Here is a 12446-nt window from a genome sequence, read left to right on the forward strand (position 1 = left end):
CCTTCCTATCCAGTGAATAATCAAAAATATATAGGCGCTCCCAAAAGAAGATACACGGCTCTGAGATTAGGAGATTTTGCTTAATTTTAGTCCATTAAATAACTGTAAGCTATGACCGGTCGCGAAATTCTCAGGCAACATATCAATAAAACCGTCCATTTAAATGATGAACAATTTGATTATTTCTTTTCTTTTTTCAAACCGGTATCCTTTAAAAAGAAACAATCGATTATCAATATTGGCGATACGGTGGAATGCGAATATTTTGTCCTCAATGGCTGCCTAAAAACTTTTGTTGTCAATGCTGAACAAAAAATGCATATTCTACAGTTTGCCACACAAACTTGGTGGGCATCCGATTATAATGCCTTACACAACTATATGAAAGCAACTGTCAACCTAGATTGTGTAAGCGATGCAGATACGCTTTGTCTACTTGCTGAGGACCGTGAACGTGTATGCAAGGAAATTCATGAAGTGGAGACATTTTTACGATGGCGTTCGAATAAGGGGTATATCGGTTTACAAAAGCGAATTCTATCCCTACTCAACAATGATGCCCGTAGCCGTTATGAGGAATTGATGCTGCAATATCCGGAATTGTACAATCTTGTTCCAAAACATTTGATTGCAGCCTATCTTGGGGTTTCCCGTGAGACGCTCAGCCGGCTCTATCACAGTAAATAATGTGATCTATATCACCAAAACAAACCATTCTTTAAAATGTGATGTACATCACATAGGGGTCTAATGAATTATGCCCTACTTTGTGTTATCATTTAAACAATTAAATTTTTAAAAGATGAAAAAAGAGAACTTAAAGGTATTGGTCGTTTTGACTTCACATGACCAACTGGGAGATACAGGAGCTAAAACAGGTTTTTGGGTGGAAGAGTTTGCAGCTCCCTACTATGTTATGGCCGACGCAGGAGTTACTATCACAATTGCTTCACCCAAGGGTGGACAACCACCTATTGATCCCAAAAGCGCGATGCCTGATTTTCAGACAGCAGCAACAAAACGTTTTGATGCAGATATGGAACTTCAGAACAAATTGGCAAACAGCATTGTCCTAACAGCGGTGAATGAGCAAGATTACGACGCAATTTTCTATCCGGGGGGCCATGGCCCGCTCTGGGACCTTGCAAATGACAAGACTTCTATTGCATTGATTGAATCATTCTGGAAACACAATAAACCTGTAGCCGCTGTATGCCACGCGCCAGGTGTTTTTCGATTTGTTAAGAATACCGATGGTAGTCCACTGGTACAGGGTAAGAGGGTGACAGGCTTTTCCAATTCCGAAGAAGAAGCTGTACAATTGACAAACGTCGTCCCTTTCCTGGTTGAGGATGAACTGGTCAAGCTTGGCGGAAAATACAGTAAAGGTGCAGATTGGAGCAGTCATGTGATCAAAGACGGCAAGCTGATCACCGGTCAAAATCCCGGCTCGTCGGAAGAGACTGCAAGGGAACTATTGGCTCTGCTGGAACAATAAGGCGCTATCAATTAAAATAGCGTTTTCCGTTCTGAAATAGACAACGATACGCTAGGTAATAAACGATACCAATAACACCAGAATAAAATCCCATTTTTATATATTGAGAACGATAAAAATGGGATTTTTGCTAACTTTCTCCGAATGACTTATATCATTATTTAATTAGTTTCGTTTCCAGTTCCTGAAGGTTATTTGCGCTTGTATTATTCCCGAGGTCGGCGGCCTGTTTCCAATACACCTTTGCTTTTTCGATCTGATATACTTTAATGAAAATATGGTTATTTCGCAGAATAGGCACCGATGATCTTCTTGAGATCGATTCCCTTGCCTAATACGGGTTTAAAAATATCACCCATACTAGTTATCCGTTCCATTGCATTAAAAATAGTAAAATCGGTCATTTTTAAGCCCTTCTTCACCTCATCCCAGTGAAGCGGCATGGATATGGTAGCGCCGGGTTTGGGTCTGACCGAATAGACAGACGCAATGGTCGCATGAGGTCTATTTTGAAGAAAATCCAGGTACATTTTCCCTTTTCGGTCACGTACCGTGCGTTCGAGACTAGTATAGGCTGGAATTTCAGCATGTACCAACGTAACGATGATGCGGGCAAATTCTTTAGCCTGATCATACGTGTATTTGTTTCCCAAAGGGATATAAATGTGGAGCCCCGTCGAGCCACTAGTCTTGCAATAACTGGGAACGCCCATACTGTCCAGAATCTGCTTGGTTACCTGAGCTGCTTCGATCACCTGATCGAAAGAGTTTTTATTTGGATCAAGATCAATGATACAGTAGGTTGGATGATCCGGTTTTTTTATCGTGCTATTCCATGGATTCATTTCGATACAACCTAAATTGGCCATATACAATAACGTTGCCTCATCCTTTCCGACTAAATAATGTCGATCTCGATTATCCGCCTCACTTTGATACAAATAAAGTTCGGCCCAATCCGGTGCGGTATCGGTAACATCTTTGAAATAGAACCCCTCTCCATTGATACCATTTGGGAATCGGTTCATGCTTTGCGGCCTACCTTTTAGGTATGGTAAGATAAAGGGGGCAACCTGGTAATAATAATTGATAAGGTCGCCTTTGGTGATCTTTTCCTTTGGCCAAAAAATCTTGTCAAGATTGGTAAACTTGAGCTCCTGCTTATTGATTTTTTTTACTTGGGTTTTCTCTGTTGGATTTAACAAAGTCTTGCGTCCTCCAGCCATACGCGATTTAACCATATGATTCGTTTTATCTTCAACAATCTGTTGTACTGGCTCTTCCTTTTCGAGCATTATTTTCTTTGGATTTTTATCTTCCCGCATACCAACAAACGAAGGATGTCGCATAACGCCATCGTTCGTTATTTCCGTAAAACTAACCTCACATACGAGTTCCGGTCGCAACCAAGTCACCGATGCGTGTGGTGGATTGGGACGGAAGCGCGAAGGTTTATTGACATTAGGCTCTTCTGCAAAAGGTGTCTTTTCTATGATCAATGGCTTAAATAATGTCATCATTTCTTTTTGCATCTTAGCATTGAAACCGGTACCAACCTTTCCGGTATAAATGAGTTTTTTCTCTTCGTATATGCCTACAAGCAGGCTACTAAATAACTTACCTGAATCATCGTTTAGGGTATAACCACCAATAACAACTTCCTGACGCTTATTGGCTTTAATTTTTAACCAGTCATGTGAGCGATTATTCACGTGATAGCTACTATATTTTCGCTTAGCCATAATCCCTTCCAAGCCTAACTTTTTCGCCTCCTTAAGAAAGTCGGCTCCGGAAGTATCAAAATGCTCACTGAAAAGAATTTGTTCGCTTTGCGGAAGTACTGTTTTTAAAATGGCTTTTCTTTCGAGAAGAGATAGGTTCTTTAAATCTTTACCCTCATACCATAAGATATCAAATACATAATAGACAAGATCACCATCGGCTTCACTGCGCCAATTCTGCAGACCTCCGAAATTTGCAACACCATTTTTGTCCAATACAACCACTTCCCCATCCATAATCGCATTGAGTTTTATTTCCTTGAGCTGATCGTAAATAGGGTAAAACTTTTCATTGAAACTCTTGTCATTTCTAGACTTCAATTCCACGTCCCCTTTATGCATAAAAGCAACTGCCCGATAACCGTCCCATTTCACTTCATAAACCCAGTCACCATTGTCAAAAGGTTTATCAACCAAGGTTGCAAGCATAGGTTCAATATGACTATAAAAGGCTTGCCTGGGAGATTTTTCCAACAGTTTATCTGGCACCGCCTGAGTTTCTAATTGTGCTCCAGGCTTTGCTTCAAGCTGTTCGCTAATCATTTCAGCAGCTTTTTTTGTTGTACTGTGTTTATCTTTTAGTGTGCTATCTTTTTTAACAATGCTTTTCCCATATACCTTATCTGGTGATTTTTCCATCTGTGCGATGGTCTTACCGGAGATAACGGATTTATCTTTTTTTGTGATATCCTGATCGCTGGAATATTTATCCTCAAGTTTCATCAGCAACCAGCCGTTATCCCCCCTTCCATGAGCCTTGACCAGCGCAAACTCTCCTTTCAGCTTTTTTCCATGAAGCCTGAATTTTAGTTTTCCGGAATAGAGCTGGTGTCTGAGACTTTTGTCCATAGTGGCGATATCATCCTTTGCACCTTCTACGGACTCATATGTTCCTTGATCCCAAACGATCACAGTTCCGCCACCGTATTGACCTTTAGGTATAATTCCCTCGAAATTTCGGTAATCATAGGGATGATCTTCAACCATCATAGCAAGTCGCTTGATCGTTGGATCCAGCGAAGGCCCTTTTGGCACTGCCCAGCTTTTCAGCACTCCATCCATCTCCAAACGGAAATCATAATGCAAATGAGAGGCATCATGTTTCTGTACGACAAATCTCAGTTCCTTGCCGTTTGGCTTTCCGCCAAAGGGTTCCGGTGTTTTTTCGGCAGTGCGTTTGTTTCTATATTTCGTTAATCCCATAGCACTATTCGTTAATGATAAATAATGTTAATCATAACACAATGCTGCAACTAAAAAGGTTTAAATAAACAAAATATATTTCTCCTGAATGCTGTTATAATTTTCATTACACACCCCATATCAATGTAATATTTTAAATACATTGGCATAGCATTTGTATCGGGTGTTACAAAAATACTAACTATGAAAATAAATTTAATTTTCACTGCATTAGCAGCCGCAGTGCTGTTAGGCAGTTGTAGTGAGGATGATAACCAAGCTACACAAACAACTCCCGTTACCATTAAAATCACGGACGCTCCTGGTTATTATGATGCCATTCATCTAAACATTGATGAAATTGAAATACGTACAAGTTCAGGCAGTGAAAGTTTAGATGTTGACGGAAACCCATTTAACATTCTCAATTATACAATGGGTAAAGATACCGTAATTGCTGGTGATGACGTTCCTTCAGGTATGATTCAGGAAATCAGACTAAAACTTGAAGATGAAGGGAATGAAATTTGGGTTGATGGAACCCGTCATCCGCTCACAACTCCCAGCGGTCAGTCTTCGGGTGTTAAGATAAAAGTGCAAGACGAACTGATTCCCAATGTCGCCTATACACTTTTACTTGATTTTGATGCATCGAAGTCAATCGTACAAACTGGCAATGGTAAATACCTGCTTAAACCGGTCATCCGCGCAATTCCAGTAGCGACTTCAGGTGCAATTACCGGCACTGTTAACCCTGCAGCTTCATTGGCACATGTGTTCGCCATCAATGGAGTCGATACCGTTGGAACTTTAGCTAATTCCGTCGGGAAATTCTATTTTCCGGGGATGTCAGAAGGTACATACAAAATCGTTATTCAACCTACAGTAACAGGTTACATGGACAAAACTATTGAAGACGTTCAAGTTGTGAAGGGAAGCGTTAAAGATATAGGTACTATTTCAGTCCAATAACAAGCGTTAGCTAACAAGAAGCCTATTACGATTATTTTCAAAAGCACGTAGCTTTCTCGAACATAATCGTAATGGGCTTCTTCGCATTCCATATTGTTCGCTCCCTTTTGAACCCCCTCAACTACCAATGGATAACATATTGGCAAAGAGGCGATAAGCTCCGACCACACCAGCGGGAAGTTGCCTAAATAAAGAAAGACTGCTATTGATATAGTAACCTTTGCCTTTTTTACTTACAAGCAACAAGCCGTCTTCGTTTCCCTTATCCGAATTTTGAGTACGCACAATCGGTTCAAACTCTTTACCCCAATCTTTTGGAAAAAACAGCCCCCGATCCTGTATCCAGTTGTCAAAATCTTGCTGACCTATTTTATTCGGATAATTCAGAATCCGATGAGTGGGATTCAAAAAGTGAATAGCCGATTTAGCATCGCTAATCCGTTCGCCTGAAACAGACAAAGGATACGGACCGACCTCCGCGACAGAAAGGTCATAGGGGGTATTGTATTGATTGATTAAAACCCCTCCTGCCTGGATATATTCCTGCAACTGTCCATGAAAATCCACCAGGTACGGATCCGTATTATAAATTCGGAAACCCAAAATTACTGCATCAAAAGCCGATAGATCTGTATCTTTCAATGCTGTAGGAGGTATCAATTCTAAATGATTCACCAGCTGTTTTAAGCTTGCTATAAGTTCGTCATTTTTGCCCTATATGTAAGCAATTCGACTAGCCAGACTTGCAACCGAACTATTTAAAACCCGTAACTCTGCTTTAGGATAATACACCACCTCTTCAATATGGGGATAACTGACCGATTTTATATTATTTTGATGGACACCATAGACAGTTTCGATTTCGAAACCAAGCTTTTGTATTCTTTCAGTATGTCCCAATGACGTTAACTGAAAATTGACTTTTTCAGAAGCATTGCCGCAAATGACCACAGTCTGTTCTTTGGGAAAAAGTTCCAGTCCTTCCCCTCCGGTTAACCTCACGTTGACAGTCTCCACCGTGGCTACATTGGATTGTATCTCCAGTGAAATAGAACGACTTGTAAAATCTGCCAAAACAACTATCTCTGTTTCAAAAGCTCCGGTAAATGCAGGGGAAATAGTGACGGGCTTATTGTTGGTCAACACAGGTACAGTAACCGCGATGGATAAAGCTGCAAACTGTAACTGCAATTTCACTACGGTCGGATTGTCCTGTTGGGGCAGTACAATATCTCCGGAAGACTGGGGAGAATAACTGCCCCTATCTCCCTCCTCCTTTAACCAAATGGGGAATGAGGGATTGATCGTATGACTGAGACGTCCAGTAATTTCAATCCGTTCAGTCTGTGATAATTGATAGGATTCATGATACACTGTTTCAAAAAAGGGAACTGTCACACTGTTCAAGATCAAATCAGACTCCTTTGGTATGTTGACTTGCAAAGATAAGTTAACGTTTGCCCCTCGTACCCACCTGTCATCTGTCGAATTTACTTCGAAAGATGCGCCCAGTGAGCGAAGCAAAAGCAACTCCAAATCACCGCGCTTTTCTTGGATGGCACTATTTGCGGGCACCGTATTCATCCAGAGCAAAATTGTCGCGATGGTCAATGAGAATTCACGATTGTTTTCATAAACATGCTTCATCAGCAAACCATCAACAAGTTTCTTAAAAACAGGAATATACCGATCCGAAATTTCTGGTGATGCAAAAAGAGAATCAAGCGCTATTGTATCCACAGGCTCACCCTTCAATAGTTCAAAATATTCAACGGAGGGGCTATGCTGTGTTAAACTAGCCATTGCTTGGGAGCGATGTTTATTGCGGCTTTCGGCAGCTATCTCACCATAATGCACCCCAGAATACCGATTATACACAGGCATGTAAAGCGCAAGATACTCAGGTAAAGGCGTTACATTACCGCCAATATCTTTGACACCACTTTCCCGATAGACGTTCCAAAGAAGATGTTGTGCTTTCCAGACAGACAGCTCCTCTAATTGTTCAGGAAATGCCTCCAGATCTGCAGCAAGGTCATAAGCCCGCTCAGTCAAAATTGCCGAACTCTGATGATGGCCATGCAGATCCGGAATATTCGGTGAAAATCGGGTAATAATGACCTGCGGGCGAAAATATCGGATAGTCCATACCATATCGGCGAGTACCGTTTGCTCATTCCATATAAACATGGTTTCATCCGCAGATTCTACAAAGCCAAAGTCCTTTGCACGCGTAAAAAATTGCCTCGTACCTTCCGTCTCTCTCGCAGATAGCGATTCTTGTACACGGAGTACACCTAACTCACTTCCTTTTTCAGCACCTATAAAATTCTGTCCCCCCTCGCCTCGTGTGAGTGACAAATATGCCGCATCAGCAAGCTGGTCCTGAGCAAAAAATGTTAATAGTTTATTATTCTCATCATCGGGATGGGCACCTACATATAAAATTCGATTGAAAACCTTCAACTTGCTTAACTCACGCATGGTGCTATCGTATTTTTTTTGCGTAGAAATTCCGTTTAAAGACTGTTGTCTGGTTTTTTCTGCGAGAAATTTTAATGCCATATCCATCTATTCTTTTAAGTGCGATGGATCAAATATAGGAATAATTTCACAAAGACTACTAATTCGATAGATATTATTATATTTTCTAAAATAAGTGCAATCAAGTGCTAATTGAGGTATTGTATCGGCTATTATGCATGTTAAAAATCCCCTTAGCTATCGGCAAAACGGGAGCTTATTTTGTATACTTGGCCAATAAAATTACGCAACCTCATAACGGCTGTCCCTGGTATTTAATTTGCCAAACTTCGTTTAATTCCTGTTCCAAAAATTTCTGACACTTTTACATCCCGATAAAGATAGTAGGCCGATGACAAAAAATGGTTTTTTTAACTCAAAATCCGACGATAGCATTAAAAAGTATTGTCTTATTATGTTAAACTTTTTGAATTAACACTTTTTAACCGATATATACCGTAGCTTAGCACTTTATCAACAATTAGAATCAACCAACAGAATGCCCTTTTTAGATCATGTACTCCAAACCCCCAGCTACGGATGGAAAGACGACAATGGAGACCTTATTAAACCGAGCCCAAAACAAATATTCAGCGAATTTTTCAAAAGATTGAATGTTTTTAAGGACCAACGCAATTGGCTGCCCTTTTTTAGCTGGCTGAAAGTAGCTTGTCTTATTCCATTTTTCTTTGTTTTTCTCTTTGCCCACCTCAGCTGGTGGACGGTTCTGGCAGCTTTTATTTACAGTATGATCATTATGGGTACGCATGGTACCATCTGGCATCACCGGTTTTCCACACATGGTGCCTTTAAATTTAGAAACTCCTTCTGGCGTTTCTTTACGCAAAATCTCACTATAAATGTAATACCCGAAGAAATTTATGTAATTTCTCATCATGTCCACCATGCAAAATCAGATCAACCCGGAGATCCATACAATGCACAGGCAGGATTTCTCTATTGCTTCTTGGCAGATGTAAACCATCAACCCATTGCCAAAGATCTGAACGAAAACTCTTACAACCGTGTTAAACTGCTTATGAAGCACACTGGCGTTACAGCCAATAGCTATGCACAATATCAAAAATGGGGTTCTTATGTTAATCCGACCCATGCGATTCTATCTTGGGTGTTGAACTGGTCATTTTGGTATATTGTATTCTTTTTGATCGGTGGACACGCTCTGGCCTGTTGCTTATTTGGCGCGGCTGGATTCTGGGCGATTGGCGTACGTACTTTTAATTATGAAGGCCATGCCAAAGGTGAAGATAAACAACGGGAAGGAATAGATTTTAATGAAAAGGACAAATCCATCAATCAACTTTGGCCCGGTATCGTAGCCGGTGAGTGGCACAACAACCATCACCTCTATCCCAAAAGCGCACGGAGTGGTTTTAGGCCTTACCAGATCGATCTGGCCTGGTGTTATATCAAGTTGATGCACAAGTTAGGTGCCGTCAGTAGCTATCGCGACGACAAAAAACGGTTCAATGAGCAGTACCACAAGCCTTATATTGATGCCAAAAAATAACATTTAATAAAGAGTAACATTGCTATAAACTATTTCACTGGCATTTAACCCTCACGAATCGACAAACAAAGTAGCTAAATATTAGCTACTTTGTTTGTCGATCCCAACTCTTTATTTAATAATTCATCCGCACGACATACTATAATTCATGCTATCTTGGTTCTGACAGGTAACGAGCCTTATCTATCATTCTAAGGATTTTCCAATCGCCCAATACCTTCTCTGATATATATTCCTTTTCGTTTACTCAGGCTCATTTACTGAGACCATACGCCCCTTTTTGTAAGATCAAATGTTCCGCCCCCTTTGGATCCAAGTTGGTCATAAAAGACAGTTTTCTTTCTCTGGATAAAATTTATCTCCTTTCCAGTTGTCAGAACAAATCCAAACGATGACATCATGCATTGTTTTTATAAAAAACGTTACTGATAAATGGTTATTTCTTAGGTTGCCATACTTCAATTCATATCATTCAGGTATAAACGCAGCAAGTTGCGTATTACTTCGGTCAACTTTAAACATCTTCGATCGGTTCTATATAAAAAAGACATTTATATGAAACCATTCAATAACAAAAAAGTTGGACATCGGGGTATGTTCATCTTTCTTATGACAATTATTCCCAACCCGGACCCAAGGGAACCAAGCCCAGATGTAAGTAAGCTAAATAACGACATCTTCACAGACGAAGACGATAGCACCGCAGATCCGGACGAACATAATAACAATCCAAATACAGATTTATCAGGCATTAAAGATGATCGCACACATGATCCTGATGAGGCTCAGGATGAGCAGGAAGACAAAGCAGATGATAAACCTGATTTATCCGGCGACATTAACGTCTAAAAAATACCCATGCATTGAAATTGTAATTATCGAAACTCACTGTTATTATGCCATTTTTAAAGTTTCGATAATCAGTTCGTAAAAATACTTAGCAATAGATTAAATACCTGAATCGCATATAGGGCAAACGAAGCAAGCCCTTGGCAGGTCTATTAAGTGTAAATAAATCAAATTTAATATGGAAAATAACATCAATAATCCCGAAATTATCAATGACATTATCAAGATCAATAACGATAGAATCGAAGGCTACAACAAAGCGATCGAACTTGCACACAACCACGGACTGCATGAACTGGAACCAGACTTTAGAAAATACGTCGATCAATCCCAATCATTTATTGCAGATTTGACACCTTACATGGAACTTGAAGGAAAAGAGCCTACAGACGGTACCATGCTCAGTGGTAAACTTTTTAGAGCTTGGATGGGTATAAAAGTGAATGTCACTGGCAACGATAAAAAAAGCCTGCTGGAAAGCTGTGAAAAAGGTGAGGACGCTTTTAAAGCCACTTATAAAAAGGTACTGGAGGAAAACACTGATGAGCTAACGCCCAATGTCAAAAATGTACTGACAATGCAATTAAACAAACAGCTGGAAGCGCATGACAACATAAAAATGTTGCGCGATAATGCTTCGCTATAAATAACTACTGACTAGGTTAAATTGACATCTGGATTTCTTCACAATCCGAATACCGAAGCCTTGAAGGCTTCGGTATTATTGTTTTACATATACAGGTTACTCCTTATTCAGGTTTCTGGATTTTAGTTCATCATCAAGCGCTTCGTCATTTTTTTTCCAACGCATAAATGCCCAAGCACCCATGACGAGGAGCAGAAATGTGAAAATAGTAATTCCCTTATTCACGATACCATAAATCAATACACCGGCACAAAATCCAACTAGCACGGCATTGATCAATTTGTTGCTTTTTTGCTGCTTTTTTCTTCCCAATAATTCCTGGTCAGTCAATTCGTTTAATTCTCGGTCTTTCATAGTGTCAATGTTTTGGTCAGTCTATATGAATCAAATATACACACAAAAAATTATCCGCATATGTCACTACAGGGATATATACTCTTTTTTTTATCAGAAAATGGGATACCCTAAATTCTATTATGTACTTTAAAAACTTTCTTGGCTTAAGCAAGCCTGGGATCTCATGCATTAATAACGGGAAAATCTTTTATTAAACCATATTAAAAACCAAACTTGCCAACAAAAAAAGTCTACATAAAAAATAATATGTAGACTTTTAGATCTATTCTTTGCCTGCGATTCAGCTGTATGTATATTCCTATAAACGCTGTTCTTAACGCTTTAAAAGGTTATCTTTTTTATTTTAGGCGGACACAAATGATATCTTAGCTTCCGGCTCCGAGATTTAAATCACCTTCCCTGCCAATATCTTCGGAATTACCAGTTACCGTCGCCTTCAGCATGTTAAAAAAATTGACAATCTTATTGGAATTCGAGTCCCAATAATGCGCATCCTGAGGAGTTACACGCACTAGCCTAATATTGGGATCTTCCTTCCCCTTTTTAAACCAGCCTTCCATCATTTTGTTCCAGTAACGATCAATTCTTGCCTGATCCCTGTATAAACTAGCCGTACCATTGACGCTCAAAAAGGTATAATTTTTTGGATCTGCATAAAAGAGCGATACTCTAGGATCATTTTCGATATTTCGATGAGTTTCGCTTTCTGCGGAACAAATATACCATATGTCGCCCGCAGGGTCGACTTCCTGTCTACTCATAGGAACACCATGTGGATATACAGACTCCTTGCCAAAAGAACAAATAGTGCCTACGTCGATCTGATCGATGATTGTTTTCAGTTTATCCAATGCTTCCTGATTGTTCATATTTTTCTCTGCCATAATATGTCGTTTACTATTGAACAACCGCTCCCACCAAATAGTTCGATTAAGTTTGAAACTTGGTACAGGTACTTACCCGGCAAAAGATTATATTTCCCGAACAATATTATCGACATCATACATCAACTTTTTTTGCTATCGGAAACAACATATATAACAGCGAAATCCACCGCATATAGTTCATTTCCCTAAATGGATACTTTCGAAGAACTTATTCTGATAT

Annotated in this window: 11 protein-coding genes; 6 read left to right on the top strand and 5 right to left on the bottom strand. The window is 39.8% G+C overall.

The annotated features are described in order from the left end of the window. Window positions 1-111 precede the first annotated feature (111 nt). Complete coding sequence (locus tag B4G94_RS07965) at window positions 112-687, top strand: Crp/Fnr family transcriptional regulator (protein WP_108632459.1); 576 nt, start codon at window positions 112-114, stop codon at window positions 685-687. Window positions 688-802: 115 nt separating this feature from the next. Continuing rightward, entirely contained in the window at window positions 803-1498 is a 696-nt protein-coding gene (locus B4G94_RS07970) for a type 1 glutamine amidotransferase domain-containing protein (protein WP_286858157.1), read from the top strand. 281 nt (window positions 1499-1779) lie between these two features. Here the strand turns inward: B4G94_RS07970 and ligD are convergent, their stop codons facing one another. Beyond that, window positions 1780-4482, bottom strand: coding sequence for a DNA ligase D (gene ligD, locus B4G94_RS07975; RefSeq protein WP_286858159.1), 2703 nt, complete (start codon window positions 4480-4482; stop codon window positions 1780-1782). Between the two features lie 183 nt (window positions 4483-4665). On the opposite strand from ligD, the gene B4G94_RS07980 reads away from it, so the two are divergent. After that, entirely contained in the window at window positions 4666-5433 is a 768-nt protein-coding gene (locus B4G94_RS07980; RefSeq protein WP_108632462.1) for a DUF4382 domain-containing protein, read from the top strand. A 117-nt stretch (window positions 5434-5550) separates the two neighbouring features. Here the strand turns inward: B4G94_RS07980 and B4G94_RS07985 are convergent, their stop codons facing one another. Together B4G94_RS07985 and B4G94_RS07990 are read right to left on the bottom strand one after the other, a co-directional pair. Further along, window positions 5551-6108 (bottom strand): hypothetical protein, encoded by a 558-nt coding sequence (locus B4G94_RS07985; protein WP_286858162.1) that lies wholly within the window; start codon window positions 6106-6108, stop codon window positions 5551-5553. A 39-nt stretch (window positions 6109-6147) separates the two neighbouring features. After that, window positions 6148-7998 carry a PIG-L family deacetylase gene (locus B4G94_RS07990; RefSeq protein ID WP_286858164.1) on the bottom strand — a complete coding sequence of 617 codons (1851 nt, stop codon included), beginning with the start codon at window positions 7996-7998 and terminating at the stop codon, window positions 6148-6150. A 457-nt stretch (window positions 7999-8455) separates the two neighbouring features. Between B4G94_RS07990 and B4G94_RS07995 the strand changes: the two genes are divergently transcribed. The 3 genes from B4G94_RS07995 (at window position 8456) to B4G94_RS08005 (ending at window position 10982) form a co-directional block, all read left to right on the top strand. Then, window positions 8456-9487 (top strand): fatty acid desaturase, encoded by a 1032-nt coding sequence (locus B4G94_RS07995; RefSeq protein ID WP_108632464.1) that lies wholly within the window; start codon window positions 8456-8458, stop codon window positions 9485-9487. A gap of 555 nt (window positions 9488-10042) precedes the next feature. Further along, window positions 10043-10336, top strand: coding sequence for a hypothetical protein (locus B4G94_RS08000; protein WP_286858166.1), 294 nt, complete (start codon window positions 10043-10045; stop codon window positions 10334-10336). Window positions 10337-10514: 178 nt separating this feature from the next. Then, window positions 10515-10982, top strand: coding sequence for a PA2169 family four-helix-bundle protein (locus tag B4G94_RS08005; RefSeq protein WP_165306195.1), 468 nt, complete (start codon window positions 10515-10517; stop codon window positions 10980-10982). Between the two features lie 96 nt (window positions 10983-11078). Here the strand turns inward: B4G94_RS08005 and B4G94_RS08010 are convergent, their stop codons facing one another. Then, window positions 11079-11336, bottom strand: coding sequence for a hypothetical protein (locus tag B4G94_RS08010; protein ID WP_286858169.1), 258 nt, complete (start codon window positions 11334-11336; stop codon window positions 11079-11081). Between the two features lie 368 nt (window positions 11337-11704). Next, window positions 11705-12223: a pyridoxamine 5'-phosphate oxidase family protein gene (locus B4G94_RS08015; RefSeq protein WP_286858170.1), complete on the bottom strand. Its 519-nt coding sequence runs from the start codon at window positions 12221-12223 to the stop codon at window positions 11705-11707. Between the last annotated feature and the right edge of the window lie 223 nt (window positions 12224-12446).

This window comes from Sphingobacterium sp. UBA7625, from assembly GCF_002484085.1.
In the GTDB taxonomy this organism is placed as follows: domain Bacteria; phylum Bacteroidota; class Bacteroidia; order Sphingobacteriales; family Sphingobacteriaceae; genus Sphingobacterium; species Sphingobacterium athyrii.